The sequence below is a fragment of the Mycobacterium paraense genome, from assembly GCF_002101815.1.
Taxonomy (GTDB): Bacteria; Actinomycetota; Actinomycetes; order Mycobacteriales; family Mycobacteriaceae; genus Mycobacterium; species Mycobacterium paraense.
Genome location: NZ_LQPM01000006.1, coordinates 84,364 through 107,284, shown reverse-complemented (window position 1 = coordinate 107,284; position 22,921 = coordinate 84,364). Strand labels below are relative to the sequence as shown.

The window sequence follows — 22,921 nt, the reverse complement described above, 5'->3', positions numbered from 1 at the left end:
ATGACGGCTGCGGCGGTGGACTTTTCCGATTTCGCGCTGTGGCGCAACGGTTTTCCCGACGAACTGTTCACCGAGCTGCGCCGCAGCAGCCCGCTGTTCCGCCACGACCTGACGCCGGGGGTGGCCGAGACGGTGCACCGCGACTTCTGGGTGGCCACCAAGCACCGGCACGCCGTCCGGCTGCACCGCGACGTCGAGTCGTTCACCGCGGTCGACGGGCCGACCATCCAGCCGGCCGGGATGTTTTCGTCGTATCCGACCATCATCAACATGGATCCGCCGGCGCTGAACAAGCGCCGCAAGCTCATCTCCGGCGCGTTCAACCCGCGCGCCATCGGCAAACTCGAGGACGGCATCCGGGCGCGCGCCGCGGGGATGATCGACCGGCTGCTCGATCGGGGCCGCGGCGACTGGATCGAGGACGTCGCCGACGCCCTGCCGATGACGGTCATCGGCGACATCATCGGCATACCGGAGGACGACCGGCCGCGGATCTTCGATTCCCTGGACCGCATTCTGAAGGCCAATTCGCCCGGGGTGCGGCTGAGCCAGAAGGACTTCACGGATCTGTACGCCACCATCTTCTCCTACGCGATGGAGCTCACCGCGGAGAAGCGGCGCAACCCGACCGACGACATCTGGAGCACCCTGGCGACCGCGGTCATCACCGGCGACGACGGCGAGCAATTCAGCCTGCCCCCTAACGAATTGGAGTTCTTCTTCTTCGTGCTGACGTTCGCCGGCAGCGACACCACCAAGAACGCGCTGGCGATCGGGGCGCAGGCATTCGTCGAAAACCCGGACCAGATCGAGCGATACCGCGAACACGAAGCGCTGCGCGCGAGCGCCATCGAGGAGGTGTTGCGCTGGGCGTCCCCGGTCGCCTACTGGACGCGCACCGCGAAGGTCGACGTCGAGATGGACGGCCAGCACATCGCGAAGGGCGAGCGGGTGGTCTCCATGCTGCGCTCGGCGAACCGCGACGAGGAGGTGTTCTCCTCGCCGTTCACCTTCGACATCGGGCGGCAGCCCAACCCACAGGTCGCTTTCGGCGGCGGCGGACCGCATCACTGCCTGGGCGCGATGCTGGCGCGCGCGGAACTCCGCGCGGTGTTCGACGAACTGTTGCTGCGCTGCGACGACATCACCCTCGGGCCCGCCACCGTGGCTTACCCGAACCTGCTCACCAACATGTCGATCTACGACGAGATGGCGATAACGCTGAACGAGCGACGCTAGCTCAGATTGCCCGACTTCTTACTCGCGCCGTCCCGGCGCTCGCCGTCGTCGGGCTAGCTCAGTCGATCAGCCGCAGCGCGGCCTTGGGGCACTGGTCGACCGCCGCGCGCACGTCGATCTCCAGCCGCGCCGGCACCGGGCCGTCCGCGATCTGCACCACGTCCTCGTCGCCCAGTTCGAATACCTCCGGGGCGAGCGATTCGCAGAAGCCGTTGGCCTCACACAGGTTCTCGTCGACCGTCACGCGCATCAGACACGTCCTCCTCACAGGCCCTTCGGGCGGGTCCCGATCACTTTGCTGCTTGCCAGCTTCACCAGGTCTTCGTCGGTCAGCCCGCACCGATCCCGCAGTACCTCCCCATTGTGCTCGCCCAGCCTCGGCGGCGGGCGCAGCAGCCACCGGTCCTGCCCGGCGAGCTTGGCGAACGGCGGGCAGGGATAGAGGCCCGCACCGGTGCTCGGGTGGTCCAGCGTCTCGAGGAAGCCGCGTTCGCGCAGTTGGGGGTTCTCGGTGACCAGCGACGGGGACACCGCGGGCGCAGCGGGAACCCCCGCCTCGGCCAGGCGCTCCACCGTCGCCTCCAGCGGCTGCCCGGCGAACCAATCGCACAGCCGGCGATCGACGTCGTCGGCGCGCTCGCACCGCCCGGCGACGGTGGCCAGGCCCTCGTCGCACCAGGCGGGGGCGCCCATCACCTCGACCAGCGCCCGCCATTGCCGGTCGTCGCGCACGGTGACCGCGATCCAGTCGTCGTCGCCGGCGCACCGGTAGAGGTTCTGGATCGACCGGCCGTGACCCCGATTGCCGCGCCGGCCCAGCGTCACCCCGAACACCTCGGCTTCGATCGCCTGTATCGCCGTGGCGTTGAGCACCGTCTCCAGCATCGGGAGCTCGACCTGCTGGCCTGAACCGGTGCGTTCGGCGAAGCTCAGCGCGGCCAGCACGGCGAAGGCGGCGTGCACGCCGGCCAGCGGGTCGCAGGCGCCGCGCGGCGTCACCGGCGGGGACTCGGGCAGCCCGGTCACCCAGGCCAGACCGGCGATCTGCTCCATGGTCGGCGCGAATCCGACGCGGTCCCGCCACGGACCGTCCAGGCCGAACGCCGGCATCCGCGCGACGACCAGTTTCGGGTTGACCTTCAGCAGCACGTCGGCGGTGAGCCCGAACTGATCCATCACCCGCGGCGAGAAGTTCTCGATCACGACGTCGGCGCCGGCCACCAACTGCTTGAAGAGCCGACGACCCTCCTCGGAGCCCAAATCCAGTGTGACGGAACGCTTGTTGGTGTTCATCGCGTGGAAGACCCAGCCGTACTCCCACCAGTCGTCCACATCGGTGCGCATCCCGCCCGAGTAGCGGATGCCGTCGGGCCGCTGGATCGACTCCACCTTGATGACGTCGGCGCCGAACGCGGCCAGCAGGTGGGTCGCGGCGGGACCGGCCCAGAAGGCGGTCAGGTCGACGATGCGCACACCCTCGAGCGGCAACCCGCGCCGCGCCGGGTCGGGCTCGGATGCGCTTGCCTCCCAGGGCGGTTCGTCGTCGGCCTCACCGGCCGCGGGGGCGGCGCGCAGCGGCGCGGGGTCGCACGCCGACATCAGCCACGGCGGGCGGGGCTGGTGGAATCCGGCGGGGTTGCGCGCGAAGACGTTTCGCTGCTTGACGTATTCGAGATCGCGGATCGTGGAGCCGTTGCCCAGCGCCGCGATCGGCAGCCGGAACAGCTGGCCGAGCTCGACGATCTCCTCGACGGTCCGCTCGGCCAGCCACGGGCCGATCTGTTCGCGGATCAGGTCGCGGTAGGCCCACCGGCCGATCTGGAAACGAAGCTGTTCGATCTCCTCGAGCTGCGGGCACTCGACCATCGCGCAGAAGTCGAGCCACTGCTGGCCGGTGACCATCGTGATCCCGACGTAGCCGTCCTTGGCCGCCTCGATGGACGGCACTTCGAGGGTGCGACGGATCGGCGGGACGCGCAGCAGCTGCGAATGCAGCCATTCGCTGCTCTGCATCGCGGTCATCGCCTCGAGCATGGACAGGTCGAGGTGCTCGCCGGGCCCGCCGCGCTCGACGCGGCGGCGCACCGCCAGGGCGCCGAATGCCGCGTACACGCCGCCCATGTACTCCCCCAGGTCGCCGCCGATCGCGATCGGGGGCCCCGCCGGATCGCCGCGAAAGCCCGGCGACCCGGCCCACGCTTGCAGGGTGAACTCGCTGGCGGCGCGGTCGGCATAGGGTCCGGTCCAACCGAAGTCGGAGATCGTGACGACGATCGACCGCGGGGAATCCGCCAGCAGCCGCTGCGGATCGATGCCCAGCGCCGCCGCGCGCGACCGGCCCGCGGTGACGACCACGACGTCGGCGGCGGCCAGTTCGGCCCGCCACCGTTCGGAATCCGCGGCGACGGTCAGGCTGCGCTTGCCGGCGTTGAGATAGCCGAAGAACGGCGCGCTCTCCCCGTCGGGCACCGGCGAACACGTGGCCGAGTACCGGCGCAGCCAATCCCCTTGCGGCGGACCGATTTTGCGCACCTGCGCCCCGGCATCGACCAGCAGCTTCCCGCAGTAACTTCCGGCGATCCGGTCGCTGATCTCCACGACACGCAATTCGTCCAGCGGTGTCGGCCGGCTGCCGGGCTCGCGCCTCACCCGGCTATTTATACCATTACTGCTAAAATAGCTAAGCCAGACGAGCACGCGAGGATTGGATGACCGCCCTGGGAATTGGTCCCGACGCCCGGCGCCGACTGTCGGCGCCGCGGATCGCCGAAATCGTAGCCGACGAGTTGCGCCGCCAGATCATCGACGGCGAACTCGCCGACGGCGATCTCCTGCCGCGCCAGGAGGTGCTCGTCGAGCAGTTCAACGTCAGCCTGGTCTCCCTGCGTGAGGCGCTGCGAATCCTGGAAACCGAGGGGCTCGTCTCGGTCCGGCGGGGCAACCGCGGCGGCGCCGTGGTGCACGCGCCCGCCAAGACCAGCGCGGCCTACATGCTGGGCCTGTTGCTGCAGAGCGAGTCCGTCGAGGTCGCCGACCTGGGCACGGCGTTGCGGGAACTCGAGCCGGCGTGCGCCGCGCTGGCGGCCCAGCGGCCCGACCGCGCGGACACGTTGGTGCCGGAGCTCAAGCGGGTCAACGACGCCATGGCCGAGCATCTCGAAGACGGTCGCCTGTTCACCGAAATCGGCCGCCAATTCCACGATCTCATCGTTCGTGGCTGCGGGAACCACACCATCATCGCCGTCGTCGGCAGCCTCGAGACGCTGTGGACCAGCCACGAACAGCAGTGGGCGGACGAGAGCTCCGCGCGAGGCACCTACCCCTCGCTGGCCCAGCGCCGCGCGGTGCTCAACACCCACGTCAAGCTGACCGAAACCATCGCGGAAGGTGATGTCGACCGCGCCCGCCGCATGGCGGGTCGCCATCTCGCCGACACCCAGACCTACGTGCTGTCCGGCCGGCCCGACCAACGCATCTATGCGCTTTCGCCGCAGGCTCTTTCACGGTCGGGATCCCGCCCGCGGGACATCCGGCGCCCCTGACGTTGATGCGCACCGCATTAGTCACCGGCGGCAGCGGTGGGATCGGTAAGGGATGCGGGCGCAAGCTGGGCGAGCTCGGTTACGACGTGGTGCTCGCGGCGCGCCGCGAAGCCCCGCTGCGCGCGGCCGCCGAGGAGCTCGGCGCGCGCCACATCGTGGCCGACGCGTCCGACCCGGACGGGTTCTCCTCCGCCATAAGCGCTTTGGAGCGGCTCGATCTGGTCGTGCACGCGGCGGGCACGCTGGGCGGGACGTACGCGCGCAAGCAGACGTTCGAGCAATGGCGGACCATCCTCTCGGCCAACCTGGATTCGTGTTTCGTGGTGACCGCCGCCGCGCTGCCCCTGATGCGCGCGGGCTCGCGGTTCGTGTTCATCTCGTCGTCGGCGGCGCACGAGCCGATGATGGCGCGGACGGCCTACTCCGCGTCGAAGGCGGGCATGAACGCGTTCGCCCGCGCCCTGGCGCTCGAGGTCGACCGCGACGGCATCGCCGTGCACATCGTGACGCCCGGCCCGGTGGAAACCGAGATGCTGCAGGACGTTCCGTTCGAGATGTACGCGATCCAGGTGTCCGATGTCGCCGAGGCGGTCGCCTGGCTCGACACGGTCGACCCGTCCGTCGACCTGCCGGAGATCCGGCTGTCGGCGGTGCAGCGCGGACCGTACGCCCGGCCGCCGGTGGTGCCTACGGAAGCGCGGCGCCGGCGCCAGCAAACGCCTTGATCACCGATTCGCCGAACTCGTGCAGCGACTCCGGGACGGCGAAATCGGAGAACCACACGTAAAACCGCTCGACGCCCTGGTCGGCCAGGGCGGTGAAGTGCCCGATCAGCTCGCCCGCATCCCCGCAGACCAGCCCCGAACCCAGGTTGCCGAACCGCCGGTTGCTCACCTCGCGCACCTTGTCCGGATCGCTGCCTGTCCGGACAAATCCGACCATCTGCTGGACCGACACCCGGGCCGTTCCGGCAGCGGGGGCCAGCGTGGGCAGCTTGTCCAGGTGGTTGGCCGGCACATTCCACCAATCCGCGTATCTGCGAACGAGTTCCATCATCCGGGGCCCGGTGCCGCCCAGGACCAGCGGTATGGGATGGCTCCTGCGCGGGGCCTGCGCGGGCTTGCCCTCGTCGTCGCCCCAGTACTGCCTGATCAGCTCGAGGTGCCGCCCGAGCTGGGCGACCCTGGCCTTCGGATCCTGCTGGCCCACATCGAATCTGGTGAACTCCGCGGGCCAGGACCCCGCGCCGAGGCCGAGCTCGAACCTGCCCTCCGACGCATCCGAGAGGGTGACGGCCTGTTTGGCGAGCACGGCGGGATGCCGGAAGGCGTCGCAGAGCACCAGGTGGCCGATCCGTAGCCGCTCCGTCTTGGCCGCGACCCAGGTGGCGATGCCCATTGCCTCCCAAATGTTTTCGTCGGCCAGTCCCGGTGCCTCCAGGTGATCGATGAACGCGACCCCGTCGAAACCGCTGGCCTCGGCGTGGCGGGCCCGCGCCGCGATGTCGGCCGCGGACAGCCGCACCTGCGGCAGGAACAGATACCACTCCACCATGGGCCACCTATGCTCGCGTCGATTGCAACAAAGCCGCTAGTTTACTATTTTTATTATGTTAGGGGTCTTATGGATGTCGGTCTGACTTCGGAGCAGCTGTCGCTGCGCGACACCGTGCGCGGCATCCTGCGCGCCGAGTGTCCGCCCGATGCCGCCCGCCAGGCGCTGACGGACCCCGAACGCTGGCGGGCCCCGTGGAAGACGGTCGTCGATCTGGGCTGGACCGAACTCGCGACGTCCGACGGGGGCGACTACGGGCCCGTCGAGACGGCGGTGGTGCTCGAGGAGTGCGGCGCCGCCCTCGCGCCGATCCCGTTGCTCAGCAGCGTCGGCCTGGCCGCCGGGACCTTGCGCTCCAGCGGCCTGGACGCGGTGCTCACCGACATCGCCGGCGGTGTCGTCGCCACCCTGGCCGTCCACTCCAAAGGGTCACGGCTGCCGGGCGCACCGACGACCTTGCGCGGCGGACGCGTGCGCGGACGGGCCGCGTCGGTTCCCAACCTGACCCGCGCCGAACTGGTCGTGACGCTGGCGCACGCCGACAACGGTGTCATGGCCGCGGTGGTGCGCTGCGGCGACGGCGTGACGGTGGTACCGGTCGAGTCGACCGACCCCGCACAGCCGGTGGCCGACGTCGAGATCGACGCCGAGCCGTTGGCCACCGCGGCGGTGGAGCTCGAAGCGGCGCTGGCGGCGCCGCTGGTGGCCGTGGCCGCCGACCTGGTCGGCGTGGCGAGCGGCGCGCTGCACCGCGCGGTCGAGCACGCCAAGGCGCGCCGCCAGTTCGGCGCGCCAATCGGCGCTTTCCAGGGGATCAAACACGCGCTGGCCGACAATCACGTCGCGGTGGAACGCGCCCGCAGCCTCACCTACGCAGCCGCGGCCCGGCTGGCCGATCCGGACGGGGGCGACGCCTGGACCGCCGCGGCGCTCGCGAAGGCGGCGGCCGGCGACGCGGCCGTCGCGTGCGCGCGCACCGCGGTACAGGTGCACGGTGCCCTCGGTCAGACCTGGGAGCACGACATCCACCTCTACGTTCGGCACGCCTGGCAGGGCGCCGCGCTGCTCGGCGACAGTCGCGCGCTCTACCACGAGGTGGGCCGCCGGTTCGCGGGGGGCGCGGGATGAGCGCGGTCGTCGAGGAATACCGCGCGTGGCTGACGGAATTCCTGCCGAAGGATTACTACGAGCGGTACCGCGAGTACCGCTGGGACCTGACGTTGCGGCGGGACTATCAGCGGGCCGCGTTCGAGGCCGGATGGCTCCAGCCGACCTGGCCCCGTGAGCACGGCGGCCGGTCGCTGGGCCTGCGCGACGCGATGGAGGTCCGGATCGAGGGCGCCCTGCGATCCGCTCCGAAGCTGCCCAACATCCAGGGTCCCGGCGTTGCGGCTCCCGGCATCCGTCAGTTCGGCACACCCGCTCAAATCGACCGGCTGCTGGTTCCGCTGCTGCGCGGCGACGAATGGTGGGCGCTGGGCATGTCCGAACCGGAGGCGGGATCCGATTTCGCCGGCCTGCGCACGCGGGCCGAGCGCGATGGTGACGTCTTCCGCGTCAACGGTCACAAGATATGGACCACGCAGGCCCACCTGTCCCGGTGGTGCACGCTGTATGCGCGCACCGATCCGGAGGCGCCGAAGCATCGCGGCATTTCCTGCCTGATCCTCGACCTGCAGTCGCCCGGGGTCAGGGTCGAGCCCATCCGGATGGCCTCGATCTCCGACGAGACGTTCTGCGAGGTCTTCCTCGACGACGTCGAGCTGCCGGCGGAAAACCTGCTCGGGCCGCTGCACGGCGGCTGGAACGTCGCGCTGTCGTCGCTGCACCACGAGCGCCAGATGATCTGGATCATGAACTGGGTCGAAATCAAGCGCGGGCTGGACGCGGTGCGCGAGGCCCGGCCGACCGACGACATCTGCGCCGAGCTCGGGTCGCTCCTCGCCGACGCCGAGGCGCTGCGGGCCACCGGATACCGCGCGCTGGGCAACGAGCTGGCGGGACGGGCGAGCCCGGAGGCCGACATTCTCAAGCTGCTCGGATCGGTGACCTTGCAACGTGTTTGGGAACTGGCCGCCGTCGCCAGGGGTCAGGACGGTGTCAGCGATCCGGATCTGCTGTTCGAACGCCAGGACGCGCTCGCCGCAACAATCTACGGCGGGACGTCGGAAGTGCAGCGCAACATCATCGCCGAGCGGCTGCTCGGGCTGCCGAAGGGATGACGAGAATGGACTATGACCTCGGCGAAGACGCCGCACAACTGCGAAACCACCTGCGCGAGTTGGTGTCCCACCACATCCCCGAGGACTTCCTCGGCGCCTGTACGGAAAACCCGCAGGACCTGGCGACCACCGAGACGTTCTGCAAGCTGCTGGCCTCCGAGGGCCTGCTGGCGCTGGCGTGGCCGAAAGAGCATGGGGGCGGCGGCGGTTCGGTCTGGCAGCAGACCGTGTTGCGCGAGGAGATGTGGGCGCAGCACGAGCCCCGCGGGCCGCAGTACATGGGGATCAACTGGGTCGGCCCCGCGCTGATGCGCTACGGCACGGCCGAGCAGAAGGCCAAGCACCTGGCGGCCATCGCCTCCGGGGACGTGATCTGGTGCCAGGGCTTTTCCGAGCCGGAGGCCGGAACCGACCTCGCCTCGCTGCGCACCCGCGCGGTCAAAGACGGCGACGGCTGGCGCATCACCGGCCAGAAGGTGTGGACGTCGTACGCGCTGATGGCCTCCTGGTGCGTGCTGGCCGCGTGCACCGATCCGGAGGCGCCAAAGCCGAAGCGGCTCACCCTGTTTCTGATCCCGATGGACCGGCCGGGCTTCACCGTGCGGCCCATCGGGTCGATGCTGGGGCCGCATCACCTCAACGAGATGTTCCTCGACGACGTGCAGGCGTTCCCCGGCGACGTCCTCGGCGAGGTCGGCGACGGGTGGCGGGTGATGCGCGAGGCGCTGGCCTTCGAGCGGGTCGGCATCGCGCGCTACGCGCGCTGCGAGTCGCTGCTGGACCGGTTGTGCAGGCAACTCGGTGAGGACTGGGACGCGTTGCCCGAGCCCATCCGAGCCCGCTGGGTCCGCGCGCTGGCCGACCTCCGGGTGGCCAGGCTGCTCGCCTACCGGGCCATCTCGCTCCAGGACGACCCGTCGGCGGGGGCGGCGGCCAGTGCGGCCCGCATCGCCACCACCACCTGCGATCAGCAGGTGGCCGAGCTGCTCTTCGACGTGCTGGGCCCCACGGCGCTCGACAGCGGCACGTCGGCGCCCCTGCACGGGGCCATCGAGGACCACTGGCGCTACGCACAGGCCGCCACCGTGGCGTCGGGCACCATCGAGGTGCAGCGAATGCTGGTGGCACGCGACGTTCTGGGAGAACATAGGTGAAAACCGAACTGCCGCAGGATATCAGCGATTTCGCCGCCGTCGCCACAAAGCGGCTCACCCGGTTGGGTGGTCCGCCGGCGGCGCTGCGCGCCGAGGCCGACGACGGCGTCCGGGACGCGGCGCGCGCGGCCCTGAGTGACGTCGGCGCGTTCGAGCTCGACGTGCGGTCGGCCGACGACGACCTGCTGGCCGCCGCGGTGCTGTGCCAGGCCGCCGGCGCGACCGCGCTGCCCTATCCGGTCGTCGAGGAGCTGCTTGCGATCGACGGTGCGCGACTGGCCCTGGTCAACCCGGAGGCGCCGCGTATCGACCACGGCGACCTGCCGGGCGGCTGGGTTGCCGCCGACCTGGACGGCAACCGCTACCAGCCGCGGGCGGCGACGCGCACCAACGCCAAGCTGGGGCCGTTTCTGGTGCCGGCCACAGTGAGCGCACCCGACGGAAGGGTTCCGGCCGGCGACGTTAACCTTCATCTCGTGCTGGGATCATGGCGGATTCTGGGAGCCCTGCAGCAGTCGCTGCACATCGTCACCGAACACGTGCGTGCCCGGGTTCAGTTCGGCAAGCCGCTGGCGGACTTCCAGGCCGTCAGGTTCGCGGTCGCGGATGCCGCCGTCGCGGTGCGCGGCCTGTGCGAGCTCGCGAAGTTCACCATCTGCCGGCCCGAATCCCTACCGGTGCAGGTGCATTCGGCCGATGCGCTCGTTCTCCGGTTCAAGGCGGCCGACACCGCGCGACAGGTGCTGCGCACCTCGCACCAGCTGCTCGGCGCCCTGGGTTTTTGCGACGAGTCCGACGTCAGCGTTCTCGACCGGCACACCCAGCCGCTGATCCGGTTGCCGCTGGGCGCCGAGGCGCTGGCCCTGCGGCTGGTGCCGGACGCCCGCGACGGCAACCTGGAGACGCTGTTCAGCGGGCCGGTACCCGCGTGAGCACCGAGCCCGTTGAATCCGGGTTGGCCCCCAACCCCCTTGAAGACGGCATCCCGTTCGGAACCAAGCTCGAACAGCTCGCGAAGGAACGGCCCGACGCTCCGGCGGTGACGGTCGTCGCGCTCGACGGCACCGCGGAATCGCTGACCTTCGGTGAACTCGACGCCCGCGCCAACCAGTGGGGGCGTGCACTGGCGGCCGATGGCGCCGGTCTGGGTTTCCTTGTGGCCCTGGCTATTCCGAACTCCGTGCATCTGATGCTCGCCGCGCTGGGGTGCTGGAAGATCGGCGCGGTTCCCGTTCCGATGCATTGGGATCTGCCAGAATGGGAGCGCGACCGGGTGCGCGACGTGATCGACCCCGCCGTCGCTGTCGACGAAAGAACCCGGTGGGAGCTGGACGCGCGCGCGGCCGCCGAATCCGCGAGTCCGCTGCCCCCGGTCGTTTCGCCGCACGCCAACGGAATCTGCAGCAGCGGGTCGACCGGCGTGCCCAAGGTGATCCTCAGCCTGGCGCCGTCGTTGTGGACCCCTCAGCACGGCGAGCCGTTCCTGTCGAACTGGACACCGGTCGCCCAGCCGCAGACCATCATGGTGCCCGCGCCGATGTACCACACCAACGGCTTCGCCACTTTCTTCTTCCTGCTGGCCGGCGACCATCTGGTCGTGCTGGAAAAATTCGACGCGGCACTGGTTTTGGATGTGATCGAACGCTTCCGGATCACCAACTTCACGGCCACACCCACGATGCTGGCGCGCATCGCGGCGCGGCCCGACGTCCGCCAGCGCGACCTGTCCAGCGTGGTCTTCATCCTGCAGGGCGCCGCGGTGATGCCGCCGTCGCTCATGCATACCTGGTTCGAGCTGCTGAGCCCCGAACAGATCGTGTCCGCGTACGGCATGACCGAGAACCTGGGGCTGACCGCGCTGCGCGGCGACGAGTGGCTGGCCCATCCGGGCAGCGTCGGCCGTGGCTTCCGGGACACCGAGATCCGGATCCTGGACGCCGGGCGGACACCCCTAGGGCCGGGCGAACACGGCGAGATCTACCTGCGCTCGCCGATGGCCGCGGGATCGCGCTACCTGGGCGGGGCGGCGCCGCTGCCGACGACCGACGACGGCTTCCGTTCCGCCGGCGACATCGGCTACCTCGACGAGGACGGCTACCTCTACATCGTCGACCGCCGCGTCGACATGATCGTCACCGGCGGGGCCAATGTCTTTCCGGCGGAGGTGGAGTCGGCGCTGGCGGGCCATCCCGGCATTGCCGACGTCGTGGTCATCGGCCTCGCCGACGCGCAGTGGGGCCGCCGGGTGCACGCCGTGGTGCAGCTGGCGGACGGCGCGTCGCTCAGTGAAGAACAGGTGATCGAGTACGCCAAGGGCCGGCTCGCGCATTACAAGGCGCCCAAGACCGTCGAGTTCGTCGACGCGATTCCGCGCACCGCTGCCACGAAGGTCAATCGCTCGGCGATGATCGAAGCCCGGGGCGGCTAACGACCCGGCGGCGGGTCATGGCCCTCGAGGTCGGCTCGGAGGGCAGCGACGATCTCCTGCACGCGTATCTCTTCGTCCTGAGTCAAATGGCAACGGCCTTCAGCAAGCGCTGATGCATAGGCGATCTCGAGCTGACCCCACGGTCGGAGCAACGACTCGGTCCAAGACGGATCCGCGACTTCTTCGAGAGATCGGATTAAGGACTTCAGGTCGCGATCCACCGTTCGAATGCGGCGAATCCACCGCTGTAATCGTCGAGCGAAGCAATTGCCAGCTGCCGGAGGTACGCAACGCGATCGCGGGAATCGTTGTCGACGTCCATAGCGCGGTTCCTCACTACCAGTTCTCAGACATTGACGGTCACGACGGGGACCCCGGCGGTTTGCCACCGCTCGCGGACTGCGTCGAGTTCACTGATCGGAGCGGAGAGCAACAAGCCGAAGGCCGCTGGTGGGCTGAGTTCGTCTCGGTAGTAATCCCTATAGAAGGGCATGGCGTTGGCGAACCAAGAAAAAGCTTTCGGTTCATCAATGAGAAGCAAGTGCGCATCCGCTACGTCGGTCAAGTAGCCGGGTGCGGCTGGTTTACCTTCGGCGGTGTTGATCATGTTATCCAAGTCGCGCATAAAATCATTAAATGCGTTCATATTGCGCCCGAACCAAGGCGGGAAGTGCCACGCCTCGGCGAAGACGTCGTAGAGAGTATTGAGCGTTCGCATGTGCGCCGCGTCGACCGTACGAAGTTCCACGCGGGGCGGAGGCACCAGCGGCGACGGTTTCGACGCGTGTATCCCCACGCACGCATCATGCCCTGCAGCACCTGAGACGAATTCGTCCAAGTTCACGGTCGTGCGCCTCCGCCGACAAAACCAATGGAATGTGCCGTTACGACAGTGGTGTACCGCGCGTATGCGGCCTCAGCGTTTACCGGCATATCGGCCACGCGTCCAAGTAGACACCTATCGCCCGTTCGACCGTCAGGCCATACTCGTTCGGAATGTGTCCAGGTCCGTAGTTGGCACTCAGCGCATCTGATAGCGCGTCCACGACCGCATCGCTCTGGTCATTAGTCGGCCGTTGGGCGTGGCAAAGTTCATCCAACAGCTGTGGGGTTACGGCGCGTCTCCGATCAAGGCACGGTATTCGGATGCCGTGGCCGCAAGAATACCGTTCACGGCTTCTTCCAACCATTGCGGTTGGCTCGCTTACTCCCAGAATTCTGCCGAATAGAGGAACAACCCCCAGCTGAATTCCGCGCCATAACGCTCTCCGTTCCATAGGAATTCGTACCCCTCATGTGCGGGCAGAACCTTGTCGAATAGCGGACGTCGGTCGCCGTTCGTCATGGGACCGAAATGCGCAGCGAATTCGGTCACATCGGTGCTCCACGTTGGCAACTCGGCCGGCGAGTCGACGTTGGGGAAATGCCCTCTAGCGTGCCAGTACCGGGCCGACTCGAGCCGGCCATCTTTATCAGCGGTGGCCTTGAAGTCAAAGTCGGGCCACAATATGCTGGTGTATCCCACCGTTGCACAGGCCGTATCTGTAATCCCAAGCAACTTCTTCATGTTCTCAAACCGCGATGCTTCCCCGTCGAGAGCTTTTGCCACCGTCTCATATATACGTTCCGCATCAGGGAGGGAAAGCCCGTACTCGCCTAGTTTAGCCTGCAACAGCTTAGCTTCTTTTTCACTGCCCATTCTTATCTTCATCGTCATCAGCAGATAGACTTCGAAGTTCACTACTTTAGAGGTTGGGGACATATTCATTGCTTATCCCGCAGCCACGAGCGCAGCACTTCACGAAAAGCCATTGCAACGGGCTTCCGGACCGGAGTCGGCGTTAGGACAGCAGCTCGTCAGCGGCGTCGAGCGCGTCGACTGCATCGTCGTCATAGCCCTGGCCTTGAAACCCCGTCGGCCTGAACGTGCGCACCGTCTCCACGGGGCCGTTGGCGCCGTCAACCTCGACGCGCCACTGGTCCACCGGCTCGTAGTTCTGGTCGATGAAGTAGCCGGTCATCTCGCGCTGCGCGCCGCGCATCGACAGCGCATCCACGTCCAGCTCGTAGGTGCTTTCGTCGGGGTCGACGACAGTGCAAATGACCTCGTCGTCCTCCTGGCGCAGCCACACCTCGATCGGACCAGCACTAGTGTTCACGGCTTGCGACGGTAGCCGCCGACCGCCGCGACCCGACGCAAACGAATGTTTTCGCGCCGCGGCCACGGCGTTCCAGCTGCACGCATATCGCGCCACACGCGGTAACCTCATTCTCATGGCTGAACCGATCGAGGAAGCCGAAGTGACGCGCGGCGACCGCTTCATCAAGACGGCCGTCGCGATCCTGGGCGAAACGGGCCGCACCGACTTCACCGTGCAGGAGGTCGTCGCGCGCTCGAAAACCTCGCTGCGGGCCTTCTACCAGCATTTCGGCAGCAAGGACGAGCTGCTGCTGGCGCTGTTCGACAGGACCATCGCGCAATCGGTGCAAACCTGGCGGGACGAAACCAACGGGCTCGACAGCACCGCCGCGCTGAAGCTGGTGATCGACCGCGTCAGCCAACAACCGGAATCGAGCACGCAGGACAGCCTGAACAGGGCGCTCACCCTCTACAACCAGCACCTCGCCGAGACCCGCCCCCGCGACTACGCCCGCGTGCTCTCCCCCTTGCACCAACTGATCCGCGACATCGTCGGACAGGGCATCACCGAGGGCGTCTTCAACCCGGGGCTCGATATCGGGGCCGCGGCCGCGATCGTCATGCAGACGATCATGGGCGCGCAGCGATTGCACTGGCTCGGGACGGAATTGATCAGCACACCGATCGACGTCGGCCACCTGTACGACTTCTGCAGCCGTGCGCTCGGCATCCGCGACACCGACGAGTCGCCAACGCCGTCACTGGGCGAGCTGTTCGCCCAAATCGGCATGCGACCTGGCATCCACAATGGCGAATTCGCGATGACCATGCCCGTCAGCCCGCACGTCACCAACACGTCCGGCGCGCTGCAGGGCGGGCTGATCGCCACGCTCGTCGACGTGGCGGGCGGACAATTCGGGCTGGAATACCTGCAGCCCGGCACCACCATGACGACCGCCGACCTCTTCGTCAGATACCTGCGGCCGATCAAGCAGGGCGCCGCCCGCGCGGTCCCGCGGATGCTGCGATCGGGTCGCCGGGCGATGGTCATGCAGGTCGACATCTACGGCGACGGCGACGAGCTCGCCGCCACCGCGACGGTCAACTTCGCGATCATCAACGGACCGACGCCGACGGCCGGCCTGCCGGTCGACGATTAGGCGGCTACACCCCGTCGCGCAAAAGTGGTAACGTCATTACCACCTACTGAGAACCCAAGACTTCTCCCAAGGAGATCGCCATGCCGTCTCGCGAACTTTCCTTCCCCGTGTTCGACGCCGACAACCACATGTACGAACCGCAGGAGGCGCTGACCAAGTTCCTGCCGGAGAAGCGCAAGAACGTCATCGACTACGTGCAGGTGCGCGGCCGCACCAAGATCGTGGTGCGCGGCCACATCAGCGAGTACATCCCCAACCCGACGTTCGAGGTGGTCGCACGGCCCGGCGCCCAGGAGGACTATTTCCGCCACGGCGCGCAAGGCAAGAGCTACCGCGAGATCCTCGGTGAGCCGATGAAGGCCATCCCGGCCTTCCGCGAACCGGGCGCGCGGCTGGAGGTCATGGACGAGCTCGGCATCGACTACGCCCTGATGTTCCCGACCCTGGCCAGCCTGGTCGAAGAGCGCATGAAGGACGACCCGGAGATGACCCACGACGTCATCCACGCGCTCAACGAATGGATGTATGAGCAGTGGTCGTTCAACTACAAGGACCGCATCTTCGCCACCCCGGTGATCACCCTGCCCATCGTCGAGCGGGCCCTCGAAGAACTGGAGTGGGTCCTGGAGCGCGGCGCCCGCACGGTGCTGGTCCGGCCCGCGCCGGTGCCCGGCTTCAAGGGCAGCCGGTCGTTCGGCCTCGAGGAGTTCGACCCGTTCTGGCAGGCCTGCATCAAGGCCGAGCTCCCGGTCTCGATGCACGCCTCGGACAGCGGTTACTCCGAATTCGCGAACGTGTGGGAGCCCGGCGACGAGTTCCTGCCGTTCAAGCCGACCGCGTTCCGCAGCTTCGCGATGGGCCACCGCCCGATCCTGGACGCGATGGGTGCGCTGGTGTGCCACGGCGCCTTGTCCCGCAACCCCGAGTTGCGGATCTTGTCCATCGAAAACGGCGCCGACTGGGTGCCCGACCTGTTCAAGGGCCTCAAGGGCGTCTACAAGAAGATGCCCCAGTCGTTCAGCGAGGACCCGATCGAGGCGTTCAAGCGCTGCGTCTACATCACCCCGTTCTGGGAGGACCGGTTCACCGAGATCGTCAAGATGGTGGGCACCGACCGGGTGCTGTTCGGCTCGGACTGGCCGCACCCGGAGGGCCTGAAGGACCCCATCACCTTCGTCGACGAGCTGACCGACTTCAGCGAGGAGGACGTCGCCAAGATCATGGGCGGCAACCTGATGAAGCTGATGAAGGTTTCCGAGCCCGCGAAGAAGCCCGTCTCAGCCTGAGCGGTCGGTTTCGTCGAAGACGGAGACGACGCCCTTGGTCTCGAACACCGCGAGCCGAACGTCCGCGGGTGTTCGATGACCGTGCTGGCGCAGGATCGCGTCCAGGTCCGAATGCGTGAGCCGGCAACGCTTCAGGTTCGCCTCGTCGAGTTCGCCGTCGCGGATCAGCACCCGCACCGGCGGGTCCACTAGTCGGCGCACCCACGGGACGAACCGCAACCGCGCGACCAGGTCGTGCGCGGCGATCAAGGCGACGAGGGCGGCCGCCCCGGTCAACCACGACGTGTCCGCGGCGGTGGCCGTGCGCCCGACGATAGCGCCCACCGCGACGGCGGTGACCCAGTCGAACGGGGTGAACTCGCCGATGGTGCGCCGCAACATGAGCCGGAAAGCCGTTGCGGCGGTGAAGAATAGCGCGAACGCCTTGAGCGCGGCGTAGGCCGCCGGTCGCCACCCGTCGACGAACTGCGGCAGTAGATCCCTCATGTCGCCACCCGGTCAGCGGCGACTGCAGCGCGCCATGGGCGTACCGACGAACCGGAAGTCGTCGCTGGTATCGATCTGCGGATCGACACCTTCCTGAAACAGGACGATGATGTCGGAACCGCCAAACTGGAAGTAGCCGAACTCTTCTCCCTTGGCCATGTGCCGTCCCTCGACCGCAGTCAGCATCACCGACGACACGTGCGCCATCCCCACCGGGATGACGGCCACGACGCCGACGTCCCCGCCATCGGACGCGGCGGTGTCGAGCGTGACGACTCCCCGGTTCTGGGTGAATTCGTAACCGGTGGTGGCGCTGTCGCTCGACTGGAATTCGTGATCTTGCAGGCCGACGCGCATGAAGACCTTGCCGCTGATCAGGAACGATTCCTTGACGTGTCCCGACACCGGCAGGTGATAGCGGTGGTAGGCCGACGGCGGCAGCATGTAGTGCACGAACGTTCCGCCCGCGAAGCTCTCGCGGTAGGCGCTGCCCTCGATGAGCTGCTTGACGTTGCCGTACTTGTGCGTGTTCTTGATGGTGGTTGCCGGGATGTTGGAGTCGGCGTCGATGCCGTAGGTCTGCTGGTAGAAGCAGTCGGCGGGCGAGGTGACGACGAGGTTACTGGTGGGCTCGGCTATCGGCCGCAGTCCGCCGTTGAGTTCGCGCCCGATGAACTGGTTGAACGTCAGCCAGCCGCTGGGCATGTTCGGGACTCCGTGTACCAGTGACTCGTGGATGCGGTACTCCGGCGCGTCGTCGATGAACGACTGCAAGATCTCGGGGCTGAACGATTCGGAGGTGTCGAGGAAACTCCCCCACTGCCGGGTGAATTCGGTCATCCATGCTCGCAATGCCGCTGAGCCCTGGGGTCTTTCGCCGTCGATTTCCTGATCGACCATGAAGAAGAAGTGCGCCGTCCGGTCGTTGAGCTCTTTGGCCTGCCCCTGTTCCTGCCACGCCGGCGCGTCGGACTGGCGGGGCACCCACCTGACGAAGCGCTTGAGATAGGCCTCGTACTCGTCGATGTCGAGCGGCCACTCCAGCGCCTCGAACAGCTCCGGCTTCAACTCCGCTTCCGCCGACTCACGGGCCTTGGCCAGTGACCGCTCGATGAGATCGGCGAGCCCGGATTCCTTGGTCAGCAGCTCGCGCAGCTCTCGAATGACGGCGTCCGGATCGCTCATGCGAGCAGAGATACCCGCCGGAAACCGGCGTAACCGCGAGTCGTACCGGGGACGACTGTTAGCAAACTGATGCAATGGGTACCTAACAGGCGTTGCTAATCTGGGTATCTACGTGTGCAAACGCCATGCATTCGGCCTGGTTTTGTGACGGTGTAGCAAGGTTCCGCAGGAGGGACGGCCAATTGGTCGCCGAAAAGGACTGGGACAAGACCGTTGGTGCGGCCGACGAAGTCCGCCGCACCTTCGAGAACGTCCCCGCGATGCTGGTCGGCCTGAAGGGTCCCGACCACCGGTTCGTGGCGGTCAACGCGGCCTACCGCGCGTTCAATCCGACGGGAAACCCGGTTGGAAAGCTTGCGATCGAGGTCTTCCCCGAGCTGGAGAGCCAGCAGATCTATCAGATGTTCGACCGGGTGTACGAAACCGGCGAATCGCAATCCGGGCGGGAATGGCGGCTGCAGGCCGACTATGACGGTTCGGGCATCCAGGAACGGTACTTCGATTTCGTGGTCAGACCGCGGCGCGGGGACGACGGGTCAGTCGAGGGCGTGCAGATCATCTTCGATGACGTCACCGAGCGGGTGCGGTCGCGGCAGGCCGCCGAGGCACGCATAGAGGAGCTCTCCGAGCGCTACCGCAGCATGCGCGATTCGGCCACCGTCATGCAGCAGGCGCTACTGGCCCCGTCGGTGCCCGTCGTTCCCGGCGCCGACATCGCCGCGGAATATCTCGTTGCCGCGGAAGACACCGCCGCCGGCGGCGACTGGTTCGACGCGATAGCCCTCGGGGACCGGCTGGTCCTGGTCGTCGGCGACGTCGTCGGCCATGGCGTCGAGGCGGCGGCGGTGATGTCACAGTTGCGCACGGCACTGCGGATGCAGATCGCCTTGGGGCACAGCATCGTTGAGGCGCTCGAGGCTCTCGACCGCTTCCGCGAACAGGTGCCGGGTTCCAAGTCGGCCACCCTCTGCGTCGGTTCGCTTGACCTCGCGACCGGCGAATTCCAGTACTGCACAGCGGGACACCCGCCGCCGCTGCTGGTGAGCGCGGGCGCCAACTCGCGGTATGTGGAACCGTCGGGCGCGGGACCCCTGGGCAGCGGTACCGGATTCCCGGTGCGCACCGAGGTGCTGGAGGTGGGCGACTCGGTGCTGCTGTATTCCGACGGCCTCATCGAGCGCCCGGGCAGGCCGCTGGCCTCCAGCACCGCGGAATTCGCCGAGTTGGCGGCGAACATCGCCGGCGGCAGCGGCGGCTTCGTCATCGATGCGCCGGGGCGCCCGATCGACCGGCTTTGCTCGGAGACACTGGAATTGCTGCTGCGGTCGACCGGCTACCAGGACGACGTCACGCTGCTCGCGGCGCAACGGCGTACGCCGCCGCCGCCGCTGCGCATGACGCTGGACGCGACGGTCCACGCCGCGCGCTCGGTGCGGACGCGGCTGCGTGAGTGGCTCACGGAGATCGGGGCGGACGGCGACGACATCTGTGACGTCGTGCATGCGGTCTCCGAATTCGTCGAAAACGCGGTGGAACACGGCTACGCCACTGAGGTTCCCGACGGCGTCGTCGTCGAGGCCGCGCTGTCCGGTGGTGGAAACCTGCGCGCCTCGGTGATCGATCACGGGCAGTGGAAGGACTACCGCGAGGGCGAAGGGGGTCGCGGGCGCGGACTCGCGATGGCCGAGGCCCTGGTGTTCCAGGCCCTAGTCGCGCACGACGACGGCGGCACGACTGCCAGCCTGACACACCCGCTTTCGCGACCGGCCAACTTCATCACCGACACGATGGTCAGCCGCTCACGCCGCCGGCGACCCGTCGACGCCGAGTTCGTCTCCCTGGTCCGCGACGCCGGCCGCATCGTCGTCAGCGGCGACGTCGACACCACCACCGCATCCACCCTGGACCGCCAGATCGCGGTCGAAAGCCGCTCCGGCATAGGGTCTTTGACGATCGACCTTAGCGGAGTCACCCATCTCGGATCGGCCGGCGTCAGCGCGCTGGCAGCCGCCCGCGACCGGGCGCAGACGCAGGGTGGCGCGCTCGTGCTGGTAGCCCCGCCGGGCAGCCCCGCCCATCACGTCTTGTCGCTGGTTCAAATGCCCGTTATCAGCGACGATCCCGATCCTGACCGTGCCGCACCTGACTGAACGGCACCCCGCGATCGGCCGCGTATTCGCGCGGAAAGCCCAGTACGCGCTCGCCGATGACGTTGCGGGCCATCTCGGTGGTGCCGCCCCCGATGGCGACGTTCTGCCGCGACAGGTAACGCAGCCCGGCCTCTAGGCCCTCGCCGAATTCCCCCACGACGCCGGCGCTTCCGGCGATCGCGAGCGCGGTGTCCATGTCGAGGGTCACGGTCTCGGAATGGAAGAGCCGGATGAGCGTCCCGGCGGCGGGCGGCAGTACGCCGTCCCGGACGTTGCGGTACACGTGGTCGATCAATTGCTCGGCCACGGCGCGGTGCACGAGCACCCGGCCGGCCATCTCGTGGACCCGTTCGTCGTCCGCCCGGCCCGTCTTCTCGGCCAGGGCCACGTAGTCGACGGGCTTGGAGGAACCACCCTCGCTGCCGCTGCCGCTGGAGAACTCAGAGCCCTGCCCCACTGCCCGCCGCTCGTGGTACAGCTGCCGCGAGGCCACCGCCCAGCCACCGTTGACCTCACCGACGACGGCGTCGTCGCCCACGTCCACGCCGTCGAGGAACTCCTCGCAGAACTCCTTCGAACCGCTCAGCATGGTGATGCGCCGCAACGTGATTCCCGGATGCGCGATGGGCACCAGGAACATGGTCAGGCCCTCGTGCTTGGGCACGTCCCAATCGGTGCGCGCCAGGCACAGTCCGTAGTCGGCGGCGAAGGCGCTGGTGCTCCACGTCTTCGCGCCGTTGATCACCCAACGATCGCCGCGGCGCTCGGCGCGGGTGATCACACCGGCCAGGTCCGACCCACCGCTGGGCTCACTCAACAGCTGCACCAGCACCTCATCGCCGCGCAGGGCGGCGGCGATGTGCCGCTTCTTCTGTTCCTCGGTGCCGGTGTCGAGCAGCGTGGCACAGCAGATGGTGAACGTGGGCGTGTTGAGAATCAGCGGCATCTCGTAGCCGAACGACTCGGCGTCGAACGCCTTCTGGTATTCGTAATCCAGGCCCAGGCCGCCGTACTCGCGGGGAAAGCAAATGCCCGCGAATCCGCCTTCGTGGAGCCGCTTTTGCAGTTCGCGGGCGCGCTGCCACGATCGCTCCTCGTCGCGCGGGACGGGCGGTGGATGCTCGGGATCGATGGCGGGCATGTTGTCCGCCAACCACTGTCGGGCCCGGGCGGCGAAGTCGGCGACCGATTCGGTTGTCGTCATCCGGCGTTCGTCATCGATCGGGCCGCCTTCTCCGCCTCGTAGACCCTCAGGTTGTGTTCCTCGGGCGTGCCGAACATGGAGCGGTACAACGTGACTCGCCTCAGGTACAGGTGCAGGTCGTGTTCCCACGTCACGCCGATGCCGCCGTGCATCTGCACGCACGCCTGGACGACCCGCACGGCCATCTCACCGACGTAAGACTTGGCGACGCTGGCCGACAAGCCCGCGCTGGGCGAGCGGGCGGCGACGTCGGCCACCGCGGCGGCGGTGGTGGCGCGACAGGCTTCCAGCCACAGCTTCATGTCCGCGAATCCATGCTTGAGGACTTGGTACGACGCCAGCGGGCGGCCGAACGTGTGCCGGTCCAGCGCCCATTGCACGGTGAAGTCGAACACCGTCTGCAGGATGCCGACCACCTCGGCGCACTGCAGCACCTGGGCGATCTGGCTCTGCCGCTCGATCAGGGCGACGGTCTCGGTCGCGGAACCGACCGCCGCGGACGGCCCCACCACCACGCCGTCGAAATGGACCCGCGCGTATTGCTTGACCAAGTCGACCGACTGCTGGGGCTCGACGCGGACGCCCGGCGCATCGGTCGGGACCAGGAACTGCCGAACCTCGCCGCCGCATCGCGCGACGACGAGCAGCACCGCACTCTGGGCGCCGGCCTCCACCCGGTCCTTGGTGCCGTCAATGCGAACGCCGGCGTCCGTCTGGGTGGCCGTCACCGTGGGATCCAGCGGCGCCCAGCCCCGCCCCGGCTCGCTCACCGCCCACGACGCCACCGTTTCACCCGAGATCAGCGACTCGATGGCGTCGGTGTGCGCCTGAGCGTCGGCGCACTCGGCGAGCGCCGCGAGCACGACGCTGACCGGGTACAGCGGTCCCGGCGCCACCGTCTTGCCGAGTTGTTCGGCGACCATGGCCAGGTCCTCGAGGCCGCTGCCCGAAACGCTGCCGCCGCCCAACTCCTCGGGCACCAGCAGCGCGGTCCAGCCGAGTTCGGCGGCGCGCCGCCACCACGCCGGGTCGAAGGACTGGCCCGCCGCGTGCAGTTCCCGGACGCGACGCAGCGGCGCTTCTTTTTGTAGAAAGGCCTGGGTTGTGGAAGCGAAGAGTATCTTTTCGGGAGAGTCGACAGCGGTCATGATGCCGGAGGATTCGGGAGAAG

At 67.9% G+C, this 22,921-nt stretch carries 21 protein-coding genes; 11 read left to right on the top strand and 10 right to left on the bottom strand.

Going from position 1 to position 22,921, the window contains the following annotated elements:
- On the top strand, positions 1-1,239 hold the full coding sequence (locus tag AWB89_RS03945; protein WP_085094236.1) for a cytochrome P450: 1,239 nt from the start codon (positions 1-3) through the stop codon (positions 1,237-1,239).
- Between the two features lie 58 nt (positions 1,240-1,297).
- On the opposite strand, the gene AWB89_RS03940 is transcribed toward AWB89_RS03945, so the two are convergent.
- Together AWB89_RS03940 and AWB89_RS03935 are read right to left on the bottom strand one after the other, a co-directional pair.
- Positions 1,298-1,489 (bottom strand): ferredoxin, encoded by a 192-nt coding sequence (locus AWB89_RS03940; RefSeq protein ID WP_085094234.1) that lies wholly within the window; start codon positions 1,487-1,489, stop codon positions 1,298-1,300.
- Positions 1,490-1,503: 14 nt separating this feature from the next.
- Positions 1,504-3,888, bottom strand: a complete 2,385-nt coding sequence (locus AWB89_RS03935) for a CaiB/BaiF CoA-transferase family protein (RefSeq protein WP_085171716.1) — start codon at positions 3,886-3,888, stop codon at positions 1,504-1,506.
- Between the two features lie 59 nt (positions 3,889-3,947).
- Here AWB89_RS03935 and AWB89_RS03930 point away from each other — a divergent pair, with 59 nt between their 5' ends.
- Both AWB89_RS03930 and AWB89_RS03925 read left to right on the top strand, forming a co-directional pair.
- Positions 3,948-4,781 (top strand): FadR/GntR family transcriptional regulator, encoded by an 834-nt coding sequence (locus AWB89_RS03930; protein WP_085094230.1) that lies wholly within the window; start codon positions 3,948-3,950, stop codon positions 4,779-4,781.
- A 5-nt stretch (positions 4,782-4,786) separates the two neighbouring features.
- Positions 4,787-5,506: an SDR family oxidoreductase gene (locus AWB89_RS03925; protein ID WP_085171996.1), complete on the top strand. Its 720-nt coding sequence runs from the start codon at positions 4,787-4,789 to the stop codon at positions 5,504-5,506.
- On the opposite strand, the gene AWB89_RS03920 is transcribed toward AWB89_RS03925, so the two are convergent.
- Complete coding sequence (locus tag AWB89_RS03920; protein ID WP_085171714.1) at positions 5,469-6,335, bottom strand: LLM class flavin-dependent oxidoreductase; 867 nt, start codon at positions 6,333-6,335, stop codon at positions 5,469-5,471. The two genes, AWB89_RS03925 and AWB89_RS03920, sit on opposite strands and share 38 nt — an antisense overlap.
- A gap of 69 nt (positions 6,336-6,404) precedes the next feature.
- Between AWB89_RS03920 and AWB89_RS03915 the strand changes: the two genes are divergently transcribed.
- The 5 genes from AWB89_RS03915 to AWB89_RS03895 are packed head-to-tail and all read left to right on the top strand — an operon-like array spanning position 6,405 to position 12,139.
- Entirely contained in the window at positions 6,405-7,463 is a 1,059-nt protein-coding gene (locus tag AWB89_RS03915; protein WP_085171712.1) for an acyl-CoA dehydrogenase family protein, read from the top strand.
- A complete protein-coding gene (locus tag AWB89_RS03910; protein ID WP_085171710.1) occupies positions 7,460-8,557 on the top strand; it encodes an acyl-CoA dehydrogenase family protein in 1,098 nt (365 codons plus the stop codon). Before AWB89_RS03915 ends, AWB89_RS03910 begins: the two co-directional genes overlap by 4 nt.
- Positions 8,554-9,711, top strand: coding sequence for an acyl-CoA dehydrogenase family protein (locus tag AWB89_RS03905; RefSeq protein WP_174627805.1), 1,158 nt, complete (start codon positions 8,554-8,556; stop codon positions 9,709-9,711). The genes AWB89_RS03910 and AWB89_RS03905 overlap by 4 nt, the downstream gene beginning before the upstream one ends.
- Entirely contained in the window at positions 9,708-10,643 is a 936-nt protein-coding gene (locus AWB89_RS03900) for an acyl-CoA dehydrogenase family protein (protein WP_085171708.1), read from the top strand. The genes AWB89_RS03905 and AWB89_RS03900 overlap by 4 nt, the downstream gene beginning before the upstream one ends.
- Entirely contained in the window at positions 10,640-12,139 is a 1,500-nt protein-coding gene (locus AWB89_RS03895) for a class I adenylate-forming enzyme family protein (protein WP_085171706.1), read from the top strand. The genes AWB89_RS03900 and AWB89_RS03895 overlap by 4 nt, the downstream gene beginning before the upstream one ends.
- Positions 12,140-12,485: 346 nt before the next feature.
- On the opposite strand, the gene AWB89_RS03890 is transcribed toward AWB89_RS03895, so the two are convergent.
- From AWB89_RS03890 to AWB89_RS03875, 3 genes are all read right to left on the bottom strand, one after another.
- Positions 12,486-12,983 carry a barstar family protein gene (locus tag AWB89_RS03890; RefSeq protein ID WP_142282438.1) on the bottom strand — a complete coding sequence of 166 codons (498 nt, stop codon included), beginning with the start codon at positions 12,981-12,983 and terminating at the stop codon, positions 12,486-12,488.
- Between the two features lie 360 nt (positions 12,984-13,343).
- Positions 13,344-13,880 (bottom strand): hypothetical protein, encoded by a 537-nt coding sequence (locus AWB89_RS03880; protein ID WP_241519265.1) that lies wholly within the window; start codon positions 13,878-13,880, stop codon positions 13,344-13,346.
- 100 nt (positions 13,881-13,980) lie between these two features.
- Positions 13,981-14,298, bottom strand: coding sequence for a hypothetical protein (locus tag AWB89_RS03875; RefSeq protein WP_085094214.1), 318 nt, complete (start codon positions 14,296-14,298; stop codon positions 13,981-13,983).
- 115 nt (positions 14,299-14,413) lie between these two features.
- On the opposite strand from AWB89_RS03875, the gene AWB89_RS03870 reads away from it, so the two are divergent.
- Positions 14,414-15,439 (top strand): hotdog fold thioesterase, encoded by a 1,026-nt coding sequence (locus tag AWB89_RS03870; protein WP_085171702.1) that lies wholly within the window; start codon positions 14,414-14,416, stop codon positions 15,437-15,439.
- Between the two features lie 80 nt (positions 15,440-15,519).
- Entirely contained in the window at positions 15,520-16,725 is a 1,206-nt protein-coding gene (locus AWB89_RS03865; RefSeq protein ID WP_085094210.1) for an amidohydrolase family protein, read from the top strand.
- Here AWB89_RS03865 and AWB89_RS03860 read toward each other — a convergent pair.
- Both AWB89_RS03860 and AWB89_RS03855 read right to left on the bottom strand, forming a co-directional pair.
- Positions 16,717-17,211, bottom strand: coding sequence for a DUF421 domain-containing protein (locus AWB89_RS03860; protein ID WP_085171700.1), 495 nt, complete (start codon positions 17,209-17,211; stop codon positions 16,717-16,719). The genes AWB89_RS03865 and AWB89_RS03860 overlap by 9 nt on opposite strands.
- A gap of 12 nt (positions 17,212-17,223) precedes the next feature.
- Positions 17,224-18,396: a phosphatidylserine decarboxylase gene (locus tag AWB89_RS03855; protein ID WP_085171698.1), complete on the bottom strand. Its 1,173-nt coding sequence runs from the start codon at positions 18,394-18,396 to the stop codon at positions 17,224-17,226.
- A 182-nt stretch (positions 18,397-18,578) separates the two neighbouring features.
- On the opposite strand from AWB89_RS03855, the gene AWB89_RS03850 reads away from it, so the two are divergent.
- Complete coding sequence (locus tag AWB89_RS03850) at positions 18,579-20,546, top strand: SpoIIE family protein phosphatase (protein WP_085171696.1); 1,968 nt, start codon at positions 18,579-18,581, stop codon at positions 20,544-20,546.
- Here AWB89_RS03850 and AWB89_RS03845 read toward each other — a convergent pair.
- Together AWB89_RS03845 and AWB89_RS03840 are read right to left on the bottom strand one after the other, a co-directional pair.
- Positions 20,506-21,750 (bottom strand): acyl-CoA dehydrogenase family protein, encoded by a 1,245-nt coding sequence (locus AWB89_RS03845; protein WP_085094202.1) that lies wholly within the window; start codon positions 21,748-21,750, stop codon positions 20,506-20,508. The genes AWB89_RS03850 and AWB89_RS03845 overlap by 41 nt on opposite strands.
- Positions 21,747-22,898, bottom strand: coding sequence for an acyl-CoA dehydrogenase family protein (locus tag AWB89_RS03840; RefSeq protein WP_085171694.1), 1,152 nt, complete (start codon positions 22,896-22,898; stop codon positions 21,747-21,749). Before AWB89_RS03840 ends, AWB89_RS03845 begins: the two co-directional genes overlap by 4 nt.
- Positions 22,899-22,921 lie beyond the last annotated feature (23 nt).

Coding starts and splice junctions, on each gene's coding strand:
- AWB89_RS03925 (WP_085171996.1), top strand. CDS start 4,787: ATGCGCACCGCATTAGTCACCGGCGGCAGCGGTGGGATCGGTAAGGGA.
- AWB89_RS03860 (WP_085171700.1), bottom strand. CDS start 17,211: ATGAGGGATCTACTGCCGCAGTTCGTCGACGGGTGGCGACCGGCGGCC.
- AWB89_RS03945 (WP_085094236.1), top strand. CDS start 1: ATGACGGCTGCGGCGGTGGACTTTTCCGATTTCGCGCTGTGGCGCAAC.
- AWB89_RS03905 (WP_174627805.1), top strand. CDS start 8,554: ATGACGAGAATGGACTATGACCTCGGCGAAGACGCCGCACAACTGCGA.
- AWB89_RS03865 (WP_085094210.1), top strand. CDS start 15,520: ATGCCGTCTCGCGAACTTTCCTTCCCCGTGTTCGACGCCGACAACCAC.
- AWB89_RS03910 (WP_085171710.1), top strand. CDS start 7,460: ATGAGCGCGGTCGTCGAGGAATACCGCGCGTGGCTGACGGAATTCCTG.
- AWB89_RS03870 (WP_085171702.1), top strand. CDS start 14,414: ATGGCTGAACCGATCGAGGAAGCCGAAGTGACGCGCGGCGACCGCTTC.
- AWB89_RS03920 (WP_085171714.1), bottom strand. CDS start 6,335: ATGGTGGAGTGGTATCTGTTCCTGCCGCAGGTGCGGCTGTCCGCGGCC.
- AWB89_RS03845 (WP_085094202.1), bottom strand. CDS start 21,750: ATGACGACAACCGAATCGGTCGCCGACTTCGCCGCCCGGGCCCGACAG.
- AWB89_RS03915 (WP_085171712.1), top strand. CDS start 6,405: ATGGATGTCGGTCTGACTTCGGAGCAGCTGTCGCTGCGCGACACCGTG.
- AWB89_RS03930 (WP_085094230.1), top strand. CDS start 3,948: ATGACCGCCCTGGGAATTGGTCCCGACGCCCGGCGCCGACTGTCGGCG.
- AWB89_RS03855 (WP_085171698.1), bottom strand. CDS start 18,396: ATGAGCGATCCGGACGCCGTCATTCGAGAGCTGCGCGAGCTGCTGACC.
- AWB89_RS03940 (WP_085094234.1), bottom strand. CDS start 1,489: ATGCGCGTGACGGTCGACGAGAACCTGTGTGAGGCCAACGGCTTCTGC.
- AWB89_RS03840 (WP_085171694.1), bottom strand. CDS start 22,898: ATGACCGCTGTCGACTCTCCCGAAAAGATACTCTTCGCTTCCACAACC.